This window comes from Eubacterium uniforme, assembly GCF_900167115.1.
In the GTDB taxonomy this organism is placed as follows: Bacteria; Bacillota; Clostridia; order Lachnospirales; family Lachnospiraceae; genus Eubacterium_S; species Eubacterium_S uniforme.
This window is the reverse complement of record NZ_FUXZ01000008.1, coordinates 122,663-143,839: the sequence shown is the minus strand read 5'-3', so window position 1 is coordinate 143,839 and position 21,177 is coordinate 122,663. Positions and strand designations below refer to the sequence as shown.

General features: G+C 34.9%; 6 protein-coding genes. All 6 read left to right on the top strand.

The features are described 5' to 3' along the window. Positions 1-2 precede the first annotated feature (2 nt). The 6 genes from atpA to B5D16_RS07300 all read left to right on the top strand — a co-directional run bounded on the left by atpA (position 3) and on the right by B5D16_RS07300 (position 21,091). Positions 3-1,547, top strand: a complete 1,545-nt coding sequence (gene atpA, locus B5D16_RS07325; protein ID WP_078766343.1) for a F0F1 ATP synthase subunit alpha — start codon at positions 3-5, stop codon at positions 1,545-1,547. 75 nt (positions 1,548-1,622) lie between these two features. Continuing rightward, the gene (gene atpG / locus B5D16_RS07320) at positions 1,623-2,486 is read left to right on the top strand and encodes an ATP synthase F1 subunit gamma (protein ID WP_078766342.1); all 864 of its coding nucleotides are present in this window, start codon (positions 1,623-1,625) and stop codon (positions 2,484-2,486) included. Between the two features lie 63 nt (positions 2,487-2,549). Next, on the top strand, positions 2,550-3,950 hold the full coding sequence (gene atpD, locus B5D16_RS07315; RefSeq protein WP_078766341.1) for a F0F1 ATP synthase subunit beta: 1,401 nt from the start codon (positions 2,550-2,552) through the stop codon (positions 3,948-3,950). A 45-nt stretch (positions 3,951-3,995) separates the two neighbouring features. Further along, a complete protein-coding gene (atpC, locus tag B5D16_RS07310) occupies positions 3,996-4,397 on the top strand; it encodes an ATP synthase F1 subunit epsilon (protein ID WP_078766340.1) in 402 nt (133 codons plus the stop codon). 254 nt (positions 4,398-4,651) lie between these two features. Then, the gene (locus tag B5D16_RS07305; RefSeq protein WP_078766339.1) at positions 4,652-11,296 is read left to right on the top strand and encodes an MBG domain-containing protein; all 6,645 of its coding nucleotides are present in this window, start codon (positions 4,652-4,654) and stop codon (positions 11,294-11,296) included. 33 nt (positions 11,297-11,329) lie between these two features. Further along, positions 11,330-21,091: an InlB B-repeat-containing protein gene (locus B5D16_RS07300; RefSeq protein WP_078766338.1), complete on the top strand. Its 9,762-nt coding sequence runs from the start codon at positions 11,330-11,332 to the stop codon at positions 21,089-21,091. Positions 21,092-21,177: the final 86 nt, after the last annotated feature.

Sequence of the window (21,177 nt, the reverse complement as noted above, 5' to 3'; positions counted from 1 at the left end):
CCATGAAGTTAAGACCGGAGGAAATTAGCTCGGTTATAAAAGAACAGATTGAAAAATACTCAACCAAGTTAGACGTTGCCGATGTTGGTACGGTTATTCAGGTTGCTGATGGTATTGCCAGAGTTCACGGACTTGATAACGCAATGCAGGGTGAACTTTTAGAATTCCCTAACGAAGTATTGGGTATGGTTCTTAACCTTGAGGAAGATAATGTCGGCGTTGTTTTACTCGGTGATAAGGGTAGTATCAACGAAGGCGATATGGTTAAAACCACAGGACGAGTTGTAGAAGTTCCTGTTGGTGATGCTATGATTGGACGTGTAGTTAATGCATTAGGTCAGCCTATCGATGGCAAGGGACCAATTGAAACTACTAAGTATCGTCAGATTGAAAGAGTAGCATCTGGTGTTATTTCAAGAAAATCAGTTAACACACCACTTCAGACAGGTATTAAGGCTATTGATGCCATGGTTCCTATCGGAAGAGGACAGCGTGAGCTTATTATCGGTGACAGACAGACTGGTAAGACAGCTATCGCAATTGATACAATCATCAACCAGAAGGGTCAGGATGTAATTTGTATCTATGTTGCTATTGGTCAGAAATCATCTACAGTAGCAAATATCGTTAAAACTTTAGAAGAATACGGCGCAATGGATTACACAACAGTAGTTGCATCTACTGCAAGTGAACTTGCACCATTACAATATATCGCACCATATTCAGGTTGTGCAATTGGTGAAGAATGGATGGAGCAGGGAAAGGATGTATTAGTTGTATATGATGACTTAAGTAAGCATGCAGCTGCATATCGTACACTTTCATTGCTTTTACGTAGACCACCAGGACGTGAAGCTTATCCAGGTGATGTATTCTACTTACATTCAAGATTACTTGAGAGAGCAGCAAGACTTGCGGATGAACTTGGTGGTGGCTCACTTACAGCCCTTCCAATTATTGAAACACAGGCTGGTGACGTATCAGCTTACATTCCAACAAATGTTATCTCAATCACAGATGGACAGATTTACCTTGAAGCAGAAAGTTTCAATGCAGGTTTCAGACCAGCTATTAACGCAGGTCTTTCAGTATCGCGAGTTGGTGGTTCTGCACAGATTAAGGCTATTAAGAAGTATGCAGCACCTATTCGAGTTGAGCTTGCTCAGTATCGTGAACTTGCATCATTTGCTCAGTTTGGATCAGAACTTGATGCAGACACAAAAGAGAAACTTGATCAGGGTGAAAGAATTCGTGAGGTATTAAAGCAGCCTCAGTATAAACCACTTCCAGTTGAATATCAGGTTATTATCATTTATGTTGCAACACATAAATTCCTTTTAGATATTCCTGTTGATAAAATCGCAGCATTTGAAGAAGGTTTATTTGAATTTATTAAGACAAAGTATTCAGACATTCCAGTTATCATTAAGATGAAGAAGGAACTTGAACCTCAGATGGAAGAAAAACTCATTCAGGCTATTAATGAGTTTAAGGCTATTTTCACTGCGCCGGAAGAGGGCGAGGAAGCTTCAGAAGAAGATAAGTAAGAAGTGTGAATGCATGATACAGTGATATGTAAGTATCATTGTGCTACTAAGTAGATTATTGAAAGGAGAGTCGCTATGGCCTCGATGAGAGATATTAAGAGACGTAAAACCAGTATTCAGAGTACTAGCCAGATTACTAAGGCTATGAAACTGGTGTCCACTGTTAAGCTTCAAAAAGCAAGACAGGCAGCAGAGAATGCCAAGCCATATTTTGAAAATATGTATGACGTTATTGTGGACATGCTCTCAATTACAGATATTTTTACCAGCAAATACTTAAGCTCTCCAAATATACAGAATAATAAAAAGAAATCAGTAATTCTTATTTCTTCAAATAGAGGACTTGCAGGAGGCTATAATAATAATGTTTGTAAGACTGTTTTAGAAGATAAAAGCTTTATACCTAGTGAAACAAAGATTTATGCAGTCGGACTTAAGGGCGCAGAAATCCTTGGTAAGAGAGGGTTTGAAGTTGATACAGAATTCTTAGATGTTATTGAACAGCCACTTTATTCAGATGCAATGAAGATTAGTGCTGAAGTTTTATCAGACTTTATGGATGGTGAGTTCGGCGAAATCTATATAGCATATACTGAATTTAAAAATACTGTAAGTCAGGTGCCAAAACTTCTTAAATTGCTTCCTGTTGATAAGGAAAAAATTGAAAAGAAAAAAGGTGCCGTTCAGATGAATTATGAACCTAATCAGCATACATCACTTGATATTATTATTCCTAAGTATGTTACAAGCATTATTTATGGTGCATTGCTTGAGGCAATGGCTAGTGAAAATGGTGCTAGAATGACAGCTATGGATTCTGCTACAGAGAATGCTGAAGATATGATAGAAAAGTTATCACTAGAATTTAATAGAGCTAGACAGAGTGCTATTACGCAGGAACTTACAGAAATTATAGCTGGTTCAGAATCAATAGGATAAACTTACTGAAGATAAAGATAAAAGTATATAAGTGTATATAAATATACCAGGAGGAAGTAAGGCGTGGAAAACAAAGGAAAAATAACGCAGGTTATTGGTGCCGTACTAGATATAAAATACGAGGAAGGTAACCTTCCTGAAATCAATGAAGCCATTAGAATTAACAATGGCGACAAGGTTTTAACAGTTGAAGTTTCACAGCACCTTGGTGATGACGTTGTAAGATGTATTGCCATGGGTCCAACAGATGGTCTTGTACGAGGTATGGAAGCCATTGCAACAGGCGCACCTATTAGTGTACCAGTTGGTGAAGCTACACTTGGTCGTATGTTTAATGTATTAGGTGAACCAATTGATAATAAAGCTCAGGTTAGTGGTGTGAAGTTTATGCCTATTCACAGAAAGGCACCAACATTTGCTGATCAGAGTACAGAAACAGAAATTCTTGAAACAGGTATCAAGGTAGTTGACCTTTTATGCCCATATCAGAAGGGTGGTAAGATTGGTCTTTTCGGTGGTGCCGGTGTTGGTAAGACAGTTCTTATTCAGGAATTTATTAGAAATATTGCTACAGAGCATGGTGGATATTCAGTATTCACTGGTGTAGGTGAAAGAACTCGTGAGGGTAATGACCTTTATTATGAAATGGTTGAATCAGGAGTTATTAATAAAACAACAATGGTATTTGGTCAGATGAATGAACCACCTGGAGCCAGAATGAGAGTTGGTCTTACAGGTCTTACAATGGCTGAATACTTTAGAGATGAAGGTGGTAAGGATGTACTTTTATTCATCGATAACATCTTCCGTTTTACACAGGCAGGTTCAGAAGTATCAGCCCTTCTTGGTCGTGTGCCTTCAGCCGTAGGTTATCAGCCTACACTTCAGACTGAAATGGGTGCATTACAGGAAAGAATTACTTCAACAAAGGAAGGTTCAATTACATCTATTCAGGCTGTATATGTACCAGCCGATGACTTAACTGATCCAGCTCCAGCTACAACATTTGCTCATCTTGATGCTACTACAGTTTTATCAAGACAGATTGTTGAGCTTGGTATTTATCCAGCTGTTGATCCGCTTGAATCTACATCAAGAATTCTTGATCCTAGAATTGTAGGAGAGGAGCATTACAATGTAGCTCGTGGCGTTCAGGAGATTTTACAGAGATATAAGGAACTTCAGGATATTATCGCAATCCTTGGTATGGATGAATTATCAGAAGACGATAAGATGGTTGTTGCAAGAGCAAGAAAGGTTCAGAGATTTTTATCTCAGCCATTCCATGTAGCTGGCCAGTTTACAGGTCTTCCTGGTAAATATGTTCCAATTGCAGAAACTATTAGAGGTTTCAAGGAAATTCTTGAAGGTAAGCATGACGATATTCCAGAAAGCTATTTCTTAAATGCTGGTGACATTGATAGTGTTATTGAAAAGTATAAGGAAAGCAAGAAGGAAGATTAGAGATGATAGTATCAGATTGATACTAAGTTTTGAAAGGTATGGACTATGGCAAATAAGAATTTTAAATTAAAAATTATAGCGCCAGAGAGAGTCTTCTTTGAGGATGAAGTTGAGTTCTTGGAACTTACAACATCAGAAGGAGATATAGGTATATATAAAAATCATATTCCTCTTACAGCCGTGGTTATGCCCGGTCTTGTAAAGATTCATCAGAATGGTGAAGTAAAGAAAGCAGCGCTTCATTCAGGATTTATTACAATCTTTCCTGATGAAGTTAGAATAATGGCAGAGATTGTTGAGTGGCCAGATGAAATCGATAAGAATCGTGCTATGGAGGCTAAGATTCGCGCAGAACGTAAGATTAAGGAAGGTGGCTCAGGAAGCCAGCTTAGACACGCTGAAATGGCCCTTAAGAAGTCGTTGGTACGTTTGGAGGCAGCGAAGTAGTTTTCATCAAGAAAACTACGAAGTAACAGTTAATGTTCGTTTACGAAAGAAGAAAGAATCCAGTAGGATTCTTTCTTTTTTTGCGTGTTTTTGTTCGATTTGTCAAAAATCAAACAATTCTTTCTTTTTTTTTGTGAATGTTGTACAATAGAATTATGTAATGATGATCGGAAAATATATTTTGGAGGTATAAAGTATAGAAAGAAAAAATCGAACACGTAGGAAGGATTAATTACCAAAAAGGAGGGTAATATATGATGATAGGGATAGGCAAAAAAAGTACATTATCTAAAAAGATAATGGCTGTAGTATTAAGCATCACGATGGTAGTTGCAAATCTACAGTTGACAGGAGTAACAGTAAAGGCGGCAGGAATCACAAGAACTGCATACCTTGATTTAACTAAGCAGATAACAGGAGATGTTGGTAGTTTGTCAGACGATGGCTATAACTGGAATAATAGTACCAATACTCTTACACTATCAGATGGATTTAAGATTAATTATATCGGTGGAGATAGTGTAAGTGCATTGAAAGTAAAAGCTGATACAACTATAGTCCTTATGGGTAGTGCGGAAATTAATACTGATAAGGTTGGTATTGAGGCTTTGGGTAATTTAACAGTTAAGACACAGAAAGGTAGCAACGGCTTTTTGAAGATTACTACCAAAAAGAGTAGCGAGATAGGATACAAGTATTATGGTATTAAGATGCAGAATCCTGAAGCTAAAGAAAAGAGAACATTGACTGTTACAGATAATACAATTCTTCAGGTTAATGGTGGAGATAATTGTATTATGTGTAATGCTACTGAACCTTATTCAAATGAGGCTAATGTTAAGGCTTTACTTAATGTAGTTAGAAAGAGTGTAGTTCAGTTAAATATTAATAATAATGTTGATAGTGAAAATGTCGGTGTTGCAAAAGGATTTAGAGTTAGTAACGAAGAAAGATTAGTTTGGTTTGAAAATACTACTACAAATCCTTCATTGCTTATCGAACAGAGTCAGAAAAATATTGAAAGTGTTAATTTACACAATTTGACTATGATGTCATTCGCTGTTGGTAAAGTAAGTGATGAAAACGGTGAATATAGTTATCTTTCTAGAAATAATAGTGATAATACTTATACATGGACATATGATGGAAATGAGCATCCAATTATAGTTAACAATGATGAAACTAGATTAAATGCAATTAATATTAGTCCTATAGATATTGTGCCGGAGAATTTTAAGTATTATGAATCAAAATATAGCGAATATTTAAATGATGAGAACTCTGATTATAGAGATAAGGAATTAGAATCAGTTGAAACACAGTATGCAGCATTTACTGCTGCTGCAACAGATAAACCAAAAGACGCAGCTAGATATGCAATTAAGAATAACAATAAGGTTCTTACATACTTTAACATTTCTCAGAGAAAAGTTGTAATAAATGGTCTTAAGGCAGAAAGAAAAACTTATGATGGTTGGGCTGATGCTAAGATAGATTATAGTGGTATGGAAATTACCTGTGTAAATGATAGCCTAAATGATACTTCAGGTATTGTAGCTTCTGATGTAGCTAAATTAGGTAATGAAATAGTTCCTTATGCTAAGGCATATTTTACTGTTGAGTATAATGGAGCAGATACATCAGGTGTTTACGTGAATCCATTTGCTGATGGAAAGAATTATAAGAAGAGTGCAGATGTATCCTATGTTGGAACAGATGACACAACTCTTGGGGATATAGCAGAGAAAATAGTAGTTATCGATCAGGGTAAAACACAGTTAAATGTTGGTCTTGTTGATAAAGGTTCTACTTTTACAAGTACAGGTCTTTCACTTAGTGATCCTAATTATGAAGTTGTTCCACCTACAGAGCAGGTAACTTTGCAGAATATGCAGAAGGTACAAAGTCAGGTAAGTAGTAAGGAATATATTTATCCAAGATCAATTGAGGATGATACAGTTTTATGTAATATTAGTCCATCAATGGTTAAATGGAGAGAAGAAGGATACGTTGAAGATAATGATATAACTAAGTCTGTACAGGATAGTTCAGCAATTACACCTAACCATCCTGAAATGCTTAAAACATTAAAAGCAAATACAGATTATATTGTTAACCCAAATTCAGTAGTTATCAAAGAAGTTGGACAGTATCAGATTAGAATTTCTGGTACAGGTAACTATACTGGTGTTAAGAGACTTTCATGGTCTATTGATAGAGCAGTACGTGAAATTGAAATTGTTAAGTCAGAAGAAAAGGCTTATGATAAGAATCCTTATGGCATAACAGCAGGTAAAAATAGTAGTAATTTCTACTTTGTAATTAATGATATTGATAATAATAGAGATGTTACAAATCTATTAGAAGATGGTTCAAATCTTAAAGTTATGTATAAGGGTACAGGAAGTACGGTATATGCAGAGAGCTTACAGGCTCCTACAGATGCTGGAACATATATCGTTACTGTTTCTGTAAATGAAACAAATAGATATACAGCAGCATCAAAATCATTTGTATATACAATCTATCCAAAGACAGTTTCTATAGATTGGACTGTTTCAGGTGCAAGTGTTGATGAAACAGAATTGAATCCATCAGAACTTGAATACAATGGTACAAAGAATACATTTATAGGAACAGTTAATAATGCATGTGATGGTGATGATGTTAATGTTACAGGCGTTACATATAACGGAGTTACAAAAGGTGGATATGAATATAATGCATCATCTGTAGCACCATATGAAGCAGGCGAATATGTTGTAAAGGCAGTTGGCGTTGATAATCCGAATTATACAATTGATAAAACATTAGCATATTCAACAGCAACACCTTCACATGAATATAATGTTGCACCAGCTCCTGTATATCTTGCTTGGGCAGAGGATGGAGCAGTTTATACATATAGTGCTAAAGATTTCACACCAGAAGCTACAGTTGAAAACTTATGTAGTAATGAAGAAGGTGTTGAAGATACATGTGAAGTTACCAATTGGATTTTTGAAGGTAAGGACGTATTTGGTAATGCTTATAAACAGGGAAGTGGAGTTGTTAATGTAAGTGATGGTGAAGTAACAATTACCGTAACTGAAATTAGTAATCCAAATTATGTTCTTTCAGATGCAGAGGGAAGTTTAACATCTACATTTACTGTAATTCCACGTGATTTGTCAGAATTAAAGGTTGGTAAATGGGATGATGAAGATAAGGAAATTTGGGCAGAAGAGATTCCTTATTCAGGAAGAGTTGAAGAACCAACTATTATTTGGAGTACAGAGGATGGAGGAGAAACACTAGTTAAGGAAAAAGACTATACTCCTTCAGAATCAGTATGGGCATTAGAGTATGACAAGAACGGAAGATATGTAAAGATTACAGGTAAAGGAAATTATACAGGCGAAAGTCTTATTCCTTGGAATATTGATAAACTTCCAAGTAGTTTAGTAATAAATAATTATGAAGAAGTTGATGGCGTGCCTTATTCAGTATTCTATGATGAAGTACTTGATACACCAGACTTTAGTTTTATAAATGAAGATATTAAGAAGAATCTTTCAGATACATTGGAAAATCATCTTACATATCGTTATCAGGGCTTAATGAAAAATGGTAGAGAATATGATTCAGATGTAGTGCCTACAGAAGCAGGTGAATATACATTAACAGTAACACTTGAAGAGACAGATCACTACTTAGAAAGTGTTGTAGTTAAGCCATTCGTTATTAAGCAGAAACCTATCGTTTTAAGCGATAAAGTAAAGGTTGTTGATAGATTCTATAATGGCGAAACTAATGCTGTATTAGATTTTACAAATGTAAAGATAACAGGCGTAACTGAAGATGAATACTATGCAATTATGGATGTACTTACAACCGTTGATAATCCAGAAAAAGGATACATTTCATATGATGCAACTTTTGAAGGAAAGGATGTTAAGTGGACACTTGATAATGAATATAATAAGGTAGTTGATATTCAGAATGTAACAGCAGGCAATTATTCAATTATTTATGGTGAGAATACACCTGATATTTTACAGAACTTTGTTATTGCTGATTCAGGAAATCAGACTTCATTACAGGGTAAGATTTTACCTATGGAACTTCAGGTTTCAGGAATAAAGGCAGTTGATAAGGTTTATGATGGAAGTAAGGTAGCAACACTTGATATGGAAAACATGGTACTTGAAGGTGTTGCAACAGGTGAGAAGATTAAAATTTCTGCAACAGCGGAATTTGCTGTAACAGGAAACGAAAAAGAAGCAGAAGACGTAAGAGTTGATGAAGAAGGCAACGCAGTAGCGAAGAAAGTAATTATTTCAAACTACAAGATTACTTCAGCAAATGCAAATACAGATATCGCTAACTACACAATAGTAAGTGATGGCGAACAGAAGGAAACTAATGCAATTATTACACCAGCTGATTTATCAATAGGTGGAGTTGTTGCAGAAGATAAGGTATATGATGGTAATGGTGAAGTATCACTTGACTGGAATAACGCAGAGTGTATCGGCGTTAAAGAAGGTGATGTAATTGTAGTTAATAAGGAATCAGAATTACCAGAAACAGCAAACTTTGCAGATGGTCTCGTTGAATACGGTGATGATGATGAAGTTTGTGATAAGACTGGAGCATTTGCTATGGAAGAAATTGAACTTAATGGTGTATTTGAAAAAACAAATTACACATATGGTGATGTTGTTTTTAAGGGCAAAATCCTTCCAAAGCAGCTTTCAGGAATAGAATGGAAGTTTAATGATGATAATCGTTTTGAAATTCCAGAAGCAGTATTTACTTCTGATTGTGGAACAATTGAAGGAGATACTAATGAATATGCACCTGTAGTTAAATTCTACAATGTATATGATACAGATTTTAAGAATCCTTTAGCAGAATCTGATTTATTAGATAACAAGGAATATGTTGCTAAGGTAACGGCAACTGATAGTGGAAATTATTCGGTTGGCACAGATGATGAAAGCCTTACATATAGATTTGTATATCACGTTAATAAACAGGATGCTACATTAAAGATTACTAACTATACAGGTAATGATGGAAAAGCTATTAAGGTTGAATACGGTGAAACTATTCCGGATGCAAAATTATTATATAATGATGCAGAAGTTACCGAAGAATCAGGATCAATTTCTGAAAAAATTAGTTATAGATACATTGGTACATCACTAAGTGGTAAGAAGTATGTTAGTGATGAAAAACCTGTTGAATCAGGAAAGTATAGTGTAAGAGTAACAGTGGAAGAAACAGATAGATTCTATGCTGTAAGTGCAACTGCTGATTTTGAAATTGTTCCAGCTACAGTAAGCATTACTCATGGAGTAAGAGTAGTTGATAAGGTTTATAACGGAACCAACGTTGCTATTCTTAACTTTGAAAATGCAAACTTTGAAGGAATAAAAGATTCTGATATAGAAGCAGTTAATGAAATATTAGCAAATACAAACGATACATTTATTAGATATAAAGCAAATTATGAACAGAAGGATGTAATGCTTGTTGAAAAGATGTCAACAGATGGAAAGACATCAGAAAAAATCGCAACAGACATGAAAGTAACAACAGGCAATTTCGCATTTATTCTTAATCAGGATACACCTGATGTTTTATATAATTATGTTATTGATAATGAAGAAAGTGTTAACTCATTAAGAGGTAAGATTTTACAGAGAGCTGTTAAGGTATCAGGAATTACAGCTAAGGATAAAACATATGATGGTAATGCAGTAGCAACTCTTGATACATCAAAGGCAGAATTTGCAGGAAGAATTAAAGGTGAAAAACTTGCAGTAGAAGTTACAGGCAAATTCATTATAACAGGCAAAGAGGCTAAAGCAGAGGACGTATTATTAGATAAGGATGGTAAGGTATTAAATAAGAAAGTTGCATTAACAATTGCAGGATTAGTTGCAGGTGATGAAAATACAAATGCTGACAACTATTGCTTAGCAGAAGATGAACAGCAGACAGAAGTAATGGCTAAAATTAGACCTGCAGAACTTACAGCAATTGGATGGAGCTTTAATAAGACTAAAATGCTTCCAGAAGCTAAGCTTTTAGAAGCAGGTGGAATAGTTAATGGTGATGATATTGGTAAACTTGTAATTTGTATTTATGGTAAAGAAGATACAAAATTTAAGAAGGCATTAGATCCTAAGGAATTAAAGGTTGGATGCGAATATGTTGCAAGAGTTGAGCAGTTTAATAATGCTAATTACTACTTATCAGATAAGATTATAGGTCAGGTTTATAACTTTACATATAATGTAACAGATGAAAATGCAATGGAAGTATATAGTAACGCAACTCCAAGTATGAACAAGAAATTATCATTAAGATATAAAGGTGATAAGTTTGTATTTAAGTGGGGAAAGGCTATAGACGCTGATGGTTATTATGTATATAGAGCAACTAGTAAAGGTAAATTTAGAAAAGTAGTTAAGAAAGATGGATTAAACAATTTCAAATTTAAAGGAAAGAAGAAGGTTTATAGAGCATATGTTGAAGCTTATAAGGTAATAAATGGTGAAGAAATTGTTATTGGTAGAAGTTTCGAACTTAAATGCTCTAAGTTAAATGATGATGGCATTAATGCAAAGAGAGTTGTTGTTGGATTTACAAATATCAATTTAGCAACTGGTGCATCTAAGAAGATTAAGGCAAAAGTAAAGGTTGTAAAGAAAGGTAAAGACAGTAACAAAACTAAGACTTTGATTAGAAAGGGAAAGAAAGCATATTTAACATACTGGTCAAGTGACAATAAGATTGCTACCGTTTCTAAGAATGGTAAAATTAATGCAATTAAAAAAGGAAAATGCATAATTTATGTTATGGCAAGAAATGGTAAGAAGAAAAAGATTAGTGTAACTGTAGGGTAAGTAGTGTGCTTATTTAGCAGAAAGGACTAGTGTATGAAAAAGGGTATAAAACAGTTTAAAAAGTTCTTGTGCTATTTTATAGTAACCTGCATGTTGGCTTCATCACTTGAACCTATGAGTCGTGTTTATGCAGCTGAACCTATCGGATTAAGCTTTAGTAAGGCAAGCATGCTTGTTGGGGATAAAAAGCAAGTTTCACTAAATGGTGACATGATAAAGAGTGTTGTAAGTAAAAATAAGAAAGTTGCTAAAGTAAGAAAAGATGGAACAATTATAGCCAAAAAGGCAGGAAAGACAACAATAATTGTTACAGGAACTAATGGTAAAGAGTATAGTTGTACAGTAAAAGTACGAATTGGTCTTAGTAAGAAAAGAATTAATATTTCTAAGGGCAGAACAGCTCAGATTAAGCTTTGTGGAGCTAAGATTAAGAAAGTTTATTCAAAGAATAAAAAAATAGCAAATGCCAAGAAAAAGGGTAAATACAAAGTTAGTATTATGGCCAAGAAAAAAGGCATTGCTAAAATAAAAGTTGTTGGTAAGAATAAGAAGACTTATACATGTAAGGTTACAGTTGAAAATCCTTCAATTAATATACAGAAGGTTGTTTTAGCTAAGGGTGATAAGTCTTCGCTAAAAATCAAAAATACAAAACAAAAAATAACATGGTCATCTGAGAATGGTGAGATTGCATCTGTTGATGAAAAAGGTGTAGTTACTGCAAAGGCAGCAGGTGTTGTTACTATAAGTGCGATTGATGAAAGTGGAAAGACATATACTTGTGAGATAAAAGTTGAAGAACCAGTTATGGGTGCAAAAGAGTTATATATGGACGTTGATCAAAAGGCAACATTAACTCTTGCTGGTACTTCACAGCATATCACTTGGTCTACATCGGATAAAAATATTGCATCTGTTGATGAAAAGGGTTTAGTTACTGCAAAGGCAGAAGGCGTAGCAACTATTAGTGCAAAGGTTGAAAGTGGAGCAACATATAGTTGTAAAGTCACTGTTGTTAATGGTAAGTCAAATAAACCTGTAGATGAAAAAAGTACAGAAATAGAAACACCTACTACTGACGATAATGGTGCAGAAGTAGGTGAAGGAGACCCAGAAAATAAAGATGATCAAGGTCAGGGCGGCGAAGGTGATAAGGAAAAAGAATTCCATGTAAGTTTTGTGGATAATGAAGGTGGATGTACTCTTGAACCTGTTGTGGTTAAAGAAGGTACAACCATTGAATCACTTCCAAAACCATCATATAAAGAAACAAGAACATTCTTAGGATGGTTCTATGATTCTGAATTTATGATGAAAGCTCTTGATGATGATGTAATTGATACTACATTAATACTTTATGCTAAATCAGAGTTGGTTTTAGGAAAAACTCCTGAAGATGTCATAAAGACAACTGCAGTTAAGGATGCTTCACCTTTTTATACACTTACTGTTAAATCTACAGATAAGAGTTTAACAAAGGAACAAGTATTAAGTCAGATAGAAGTAACTAATGTAACTCATTCTGGTTCTGAAGATTACGAAATTAAAGATAATAATATTTCAATCAGTGGTGAGAATGGTACATATATACTTTCAGGTAAACAATTTGTATTAGGTGAAGTGACAGACGGATTTGAAGATGGTGCTAGTTATATAATTAAACTTCCAGATGCAGATGAAAATGGTAACGCAACATTGTCATTTGAAGGTAAACCAAATTCTGTTAGAGAGTTTGATGTTAACGTTGCTGCTAAGGAAAAGAAGAGTATGACTATAGGTAGTGATGTAATAATGATTCCTACTACAAATCTTGATACACTAGCTGATGCTGAGGGTAATAAGCTTGATAATATTGATAGCATGCTCTATTCAGTTGATTCTGAAGGTAATGTAACAGAGAATGAAAATGGCCTTAATGGATACTTTGTATTCAAGGATGGTAAGGAAGAAAAGATTGAGGCTGGAACTACAGTTGCAATTTATAGTGGAATGGATCCAGTAGAAGCAATGAGTAATCCAGAAAAATTTGATGAAGGTGAAAATCATATTGCTTATGTATTTATTACAAAAGTAGAAGATGATAAGTATTATTTTGGTAATGCTGAGATTTCAGATATTATCAGAATGCCTGAAATTCTTCCAATACCTGCAGGTTCGGATTTAGAAATTGATGATTTAGATAATACTCGTGAAATTCCTTTATCAGAACTTGAGTGGTCTGATGATAAATTTGCTGACATTAAACTTGATTCAAAGACTACTTTAGATGAAGGTGATTTTATCACATTCTATAAGGGAACCTATGGAACTGATGACATGCAGCGTGTTGGCGGTTATGAAGAAGTAACAAAGATTCTTAGAACTGGTATTACAAAAGATGCAGTTGGTGATGATTGCGAATATATTGTATTTGAAACTAAAGCAGCTTCATTAAGTGATATAGCTGATTCAGGTGAAACAAGTTATTCAAATCCTATTAATATTATGGATGAATTATCACCGGAGCAGATTAAGAAGATAGAAGATCAGTCTTTAGAGGATGCAAAGAAGAGTGGATTTGTTGAAGAGGCTGGTAAGTATTTAGCTAAAACTGCTTTGGCAACAAAGAGATTTAAGGATATAAAAGGAATCGAAAAACTTAAAGATAAAGATATTGTTGTAAAAGGTGATATTGGCGGTGATGATGACGACGGCGAAGAAGATGATGAAGACGGAAATGATGATCTCGGCGACGTTATAGAAAAGTCAGAGGACTTTTATGATAAATATAAGGACTACAGCGATAAGTATAAAGAAATGTTAGAAACCTACAAGCAGTTTGGTCTTGGTGGTGACGATGATGATGATGACGGCGCTGTAGAAGTATCACTAGAGGATATTGATGTATCAGTTGGAAGTGCAGATCAATTACCAGGTGGTATAGGTGTTCATCTTTATGTTAAATTCCAAATAGAAGTTACTGTTCCATCTTTTGGAGGCGGAGATGATGAAGACGGAAAAGAAGAAGGCAAGGAAGATGGTAAAGAAGACGGTAAAGAAGATGGTAAGGACAAAGACGATAAGGATGACAAAGATAAAGATGATAAGGACAAAGATGACAAAGATAAAGATGACAAAGATAAAGATGACAAGGATGAAGAAGCTGAAGAAGAGAATAAGTTAACGATTGAAGTTGAGGCAGACTTCGTACAGGAAATCCAGTTAGACATGGGATTTGATGCAAGCATCGAATGGAATACAAGTTACTTAGTTCCATTTCCAGAAGATGTTGTATTCTCACCAAGTTTTACAACTGGAACATATACAGGAATTGATGTTAACGCATTAGTTTATACAGCAGGCCAGGATGATGGTATGGGTGTTGTTGCTGATGATGTTAAGGAAATGTATAGTGATATTTCTGAAGAATTGAAATCTTTGATGGATTCTGATGAAGTTGAAGATGCTGATGAAGCAGAAGAAGTAACAAGTTGGATTGCTCTTAGGTATAAGCAAATGCTTGAACAAGAGCATGATGCAATAACTCTTGTGGAAAAAACATTATTTGAAGCAAAATATGAATTATTCCCAGGTATTGTTGAATTTGGCTTAGAAGTTAAGTTCGTTGTAACAGTAGATGTTGTTGTATCATTAGGTATTGAATTTTCAAATATTCAGTGTAAGAAGACGGTATATGCAATTCATGTACTGAAAGGAAAATGTGATACTAATACAGTAGAAATAATTCCGGCAGAACTTGATTTTAAGTTCTATGTAATGGGAACCCTTGAACTGAAAGTAGGTTTTGAGGTAGAACTGTCGTTGCAATTAGTGGAGGGCTATCTTGGACAGGCATCTCTTACAGTTGCATTAGGCGCATATCTTGATATGTGCGGATTCTTCTACTATCACATTAATATAAAAGATGGAAAGAAGAAGGAAAATGCAGCAGGTGCACTATTTGTAGAAGTTGGCATTTACTTAGAACTAGGTGCTGGAGCATCAGTTGGAAAGAATACTAAGTTAGTTAAAGGCAAACTATATTCATGGGATACAACCTTGTTTGAAAAGAAGTTCCCATTAAAGTCTTGGGGAGAGAATGAAGTACCACTTGACTTTAATACACTTCAGGAAGATATGCCTGATATAAGTTTAAGACAGTATGTTACTAAGTTTAAAGTACCTGATGCTTGGTATGAAATTAATACATTAACACTTGATGAAGGTGATTTCTCAGCGGTAACATATGATGATGATAGTTATGGTGTTGAACTTACAAATAAGTGGTTTGAATATGTTCCAGAAGAACACATTATTCAGTTAAAAGACGGTTTCGAAGGCATGGAAGCAGAAACTGATGCAACATTCTATTATAAGAATGGAGCAATTCCGTTATCATATGCTAAGATGACAAGAACTATTCATATAACATGGGATAATTATTTAGATGGATATGCTATTACTCCAAACACTAATGGTGGTTCGTATGTTGAAGCAATAGTAGGTAAGATTGGAACAGAAATAAGAAAACCTAAAGATCCAACAAAGAAAGGTTATGTATTTGATGGTTGGTACTTATCAGATGGAACATCTTATGAATTCCCAGAAACAATGCCGGATAAGAATGTAGAAATTTATGCTCATTGGAAACCAGCTACAGACACACCATACACAGTATATTATTATATTGAAAATCCGGATATGGATGGCGAATATATTCTTGATGGTAAGAAGGTTTACAGAGGAACAACTGATACAACAGTTACTCCAGAAGTACTAGCACCAGGAGCATACAAGAAGTCCATTGAAGGTGAAGAAGAGAAATATGCTAAATATGATACTCCACAAAGCAAGGAAGTAACAATACTTCCAAGTGGAGCGGCAGTACTTAGATACTATTATGATATTAGCAGGAGTAAAACTACTTTTAAGACAGGTGATAAAGGATTATTAGGTGATGTTACATTAACAACAAAATATGGTGATCCAATATTTGCACCTGAATATTCAGCATATGGATATGAATTTACAGGATGGAAGGATGAAAAGACTGGAAAAGTAGTTAACCTTGATGAAATCATAAGTAACAATGAAAATAGCGAAGATAAGGATAAGAATGGTATTGCAGGTGCAATTAAGAAAGCTGACGGAAAGGATACAACATATATTGCACAGTGGCAGCCTCGAACAAACATCCTTTATCGTGTTGAATATTATGTACAGCAGTTGAGCGGTGCATATACAGTTCAGTCTATTACTTATGGACAAGGAAAAGCAGGAGATGCTATCACTGAAGATGCTGTAAGAAATCAGACTATGAAGTTTAACATGGTTGATGAATATGGTACAGAAAGTGAAAAGGTTGGAACAGCTGATCAGTTATTTACACAAAAAGATGGTGATGAAGATGTTATATTCTATGATGGAATGAAGACAGATGGCGCACCAGTATCTGAAAGTAATCCAGCAGAAATTAAAGCAGATGGATCAAGAGTAGTTAAAGTATATTATTCACGTAAGATGCGTACAGTAAAACTTACAACTAATGGAACTGATGAAAGTCCAGTTTATGGTGATTATGACGTATGTTACGGTGGAAAGATTGCACTTCCTATTCCAGTTAAGGAAGGATATACATTCCCTGGATTTAAGGATGTAAACGGAGATTACCTTGATGGTATTTCAGTGGATGCATCAGGTAATGATGTATTTGTAAATGAAGAGAATGGATTCGTTGTTGTAACAGTTAAGAATGATGTTACATACACAACGGACGGACTTATGGCTAATAGCTACAAAGTTACATACGATGCTAATGGTGGAATGTTAACAGGTAATGCATCGCAGGTATTAACTTTCGATGAGAAAGCTAATTTATATGATGCACCTACGGCAGCAAGTGGTGATGTAGAATTTGCTGGTTGGAAAGACTATGCAAGTGGTAAAACATATCAGGCTAAGGAAGAAGTTATTAACTTAACATCTTTAGCAAATGCTGAGATAACTCTTGTTGCACAGTGGAAATCAAAAGCATATTCAGTAACTTATAATCTTGATGGTGGAACCATTGAAGAAGGAGCAAATCCTGATACATACTATTCAGATAAACCTGCTAAGGCATTGGCATATCCAGTGAAGCTTGGTTATACATTTGAGGGATGGTTCTCAGGTGATGAAAAGGTTGTAAGTCTTTCAGGTGGAAGAAAAGGTGACTTAAACCTTGTTGCAAAATGGAGTCCAATTGAAGGAGTGCATTATGTGGTTAACCACTATACACAGGATATTGGCGGTGAAGGAAGAACACTTTATGCTACAGAAAGCTTTACAGGAGAAACGGGTGCTGAAGTAACTCCAAGTGTTAAAAATATTGAAGGATTTGATTCACCATCTGCAAAGACAGTAACAATTAATGGTGATGGATCTAGCTCAGTAGATTATGTATATACAAGAAAGCAGTACAAACTCACATTGAATTTAGATGGAGGAAGCATTTCTGGTAAGGACACAGTAGAAATCAATCTATACTATGGTGAAAACATTGATGTTACAACTCCACAAAAAGATGGATTTGTATTTGCTGGATGGTTAAATGATGGTGAGAAATATACAGATTCTGTAATGCCTAATAGTAATTTAACTCTTAAAGCTGCTTGGGCAAATGCAGAAGGAAGTATAATTGTAAATCATTACAAACAGGATACAAATGGAGAATATACTATACTTGCAGATAGAGAAGTTGTTACAGGTAATGATGGTGATGAATATACTCCAGTTGTAAAGAACTATGAACACTTTGGTAAACCTGCAAATGTTGAAACAGTAGCATTTGCTGAGGGAAGAGTAGTTAGTGTGGATGTTAGATATCCACGTGATAAATATAAGCTTACTTGGAACTTAAATGGTGGTAGTGCAACTAATGATTATACTAGCGGCACTGTATTCTATGGACAAGCTATAGTTGTTCCAGTTATGGAAAGAGATAACTATTCATATGTTTGGGATAATACACCAGAAGGTACAATGGGAGCGAAAGATGTAACTTATAGTGCTATATGGACTGCAAAACAAACCAAGATTGCATTTGATACTATGGATGGCATAGTTGAGGGCGAATTGGAGAGAATCGTAAATGTTGGAGATAAATATGGTGAATTACCAACTCCAACTAAGGTTAATGCAGAATTCTTAGGATGGTATGATGAGGCAGAGGGTGGAAACAAGGTAACTAATGATACTGTAGTTTCTAACGCAAGCAATCATTTATTATATGCTAGTTGGAAATATGTTCAGGCAGGAATTACATATATAGGTATTAATGATACTGATGTTAATGATAATCCTACAATGGTTGAACTTGGTAAGGAGACTATAATTAAGGCTCCACAAAGATTAGGTTATAAATTCTTAGGATGGTCAGATGGCAAGAGTGATAAGTTATACATGGAATATGTAATCGCAGCAGATGCTGATCCTGACATAGTTCTTACAGCTAATTGGGAATCAATTAAATATGCATTACAGTTATATAGCTATAGCGGATTATATCTCGTTAAGTATTTTGAATACGGAGAAGATTTGACACAGATAGCTCTTCCAAAGAATGAAGGCTATAGATTTACAGGTTGGAAAGATGTTAATAGTGGTGAAATCATTGATAGTCTTCCAGAGACAATGCCAGAGAAAGAATTAACTTATGTGGCTCAATGGGAAAAGATAGAATATAGAATTATATTTGAAAATCTCTATGGCGCAAAGGTTGATGAAATCAGATGGACTGTTGAGGATAATAATTTTGAAGTTCAACCACCAACAACTAATAGATATGGCTATGATTTCGGAGGATGGTATAAGACTAATGAATATAATGAAGATGACCGTGTTGAACGTATGAAACCAGTAGCTAATAATGTTAGATTATATGCTAGATGGATTCCAAGAAAATATAAGATTAACTTATATTATAATGGTGGAAAAGATTCAAAAGGTTTAGAGTTTAATACAGATAAAGACAATATATTTACTTTTGATGAAACGAAATCATTAAAGACTATTAGTTCTTTAGGACTTTATAGAAATGGATATACATTTGAAGGTTGGTCAAAGACACAGGGCGGCGACGTTGCTTTCGAAGATGGTTATACATTTACAAGTGGTCATAATGAATTATATAATGGCGAAGAGATAGTAAATCTATATGCAGTATGGAGCTTGATTACTTATTCAATTACTTATAAATCGGTTCTAGTAGGAGCAGACGTAGATGAGAATGGTACAAGTAATCCAGTTGCCTATTCTGTAGAAAGCGAAGACTGGACATTGAATGTTCCAAGAGAAATCAAGGAAGGTTATCAATTCTTAGGTTGGAGCGATGCAAGTGGTGAATTGATTGAAAGCGGAACACTTAAACTTAAAGGTGAAGTTGGAAACAAAACATTAACTGCACAGTGGAGATATGCAGGTACATATAGTATTGCACTTAAATCATCATCGGCTCAGACACCTACAGGTGATGGAACTTCAGTATTTAAGATTACTAGAACTATCCCTACTGGTGTTAAGGTTACAGATGATCCACAGCGAGTATACTATAGAACAGTTAATGGAACTGCAATTGGTGGAACAGTTGAAGTAGTTGGCGCAGCTGGAGAAGAAAAAGACAAAACATCAGCGAATAACTTCTACCACGTTGGTGGAGAAAATACATATGCATTCTTTGATGGAATGAATGAGTGTTATTCATTAGAGAATAATGAGAAACATATGGGTACAATTGATTCAGCAACAGGTAATGCAGAAGTTGAATTTACTGTTAAGCGTGAAAAAGCATCTATCCGTTACTATGGACATGAAACTCCAGCAGACAGGAATGGTATATATGCACACTTATATAATCTAAATGGAACAAATACTAGATATTATACTGCAGAAATATATAGAATTGAAAGTGCTAGAGGTGCTGTAACGGGTCTTTATGGAACTAAAGAAGCAAAAAGAACAATGACTATGCCAACGAATAAATTATTAACCGATTCTATAATTTACAAAAATATGGTAAGTATAAAGGATGATCCTAATGGAAATAAGAAATTTAATGAAGCTCAAAGTACGGCATCAAATCCTATTGATATTAGTGATATAACGAACTCAGAAAGAGGAGTTTATCTAAGACAGGCTAGTACAAATGCTCAGTTAAAGATTAGAGTTTATGCTGATTCTGATGAGGATTGGGATACTACAGAGTGTGAATATTATTTAGGTTATAAGATTGGTAATGATTTTAATATTGAAAGATGGGGTGGTGAATGGTTAGATGAAGATGCTGGTGATCAATGGGCTGATGTAGGTGGTCCAAAATATGTTCCTTGGGATAAGTTAGATAATGGTAAGGTTTATTACTATGGTAAAACAGATCATGAGTGTTTAGGAGATATGTGTTTCTGGACAAAGAAACATGAGTTTACATTATCGTTTACTGATTCAATAGGCCCAGATCAGATTGGTATTGCACCAGCAGCAACTACAAATTATAAGAAGGGTGATAAGGTTAAGTTCTCAGTAGTATTTGATGAATTAGTTAGTAATTATAGTAATGTTACAGTGGATACAAGCAAATTCTCAAAATACATGCCAATTAACAATGTAACTTGTACAGGTGGAAAGGGAACGAATGTCCTTACATTCGAAGGCACAGCTACTAAAGATTTCGAGAATGGTACATTTAGTAATGGATCAGGAACTAATAATGAATTAATGGATATTAAGCCAATCAACGGCGGAACTATTAAGGATATTAAAGGAAATAATAGAGCTAGCTAAAATACAATTAAATATTGAATCACAATATGTGATAATTAGATAAAAGGGTGGGGAGAAAACTCCCCACCCTTTTAATGTGAATTATT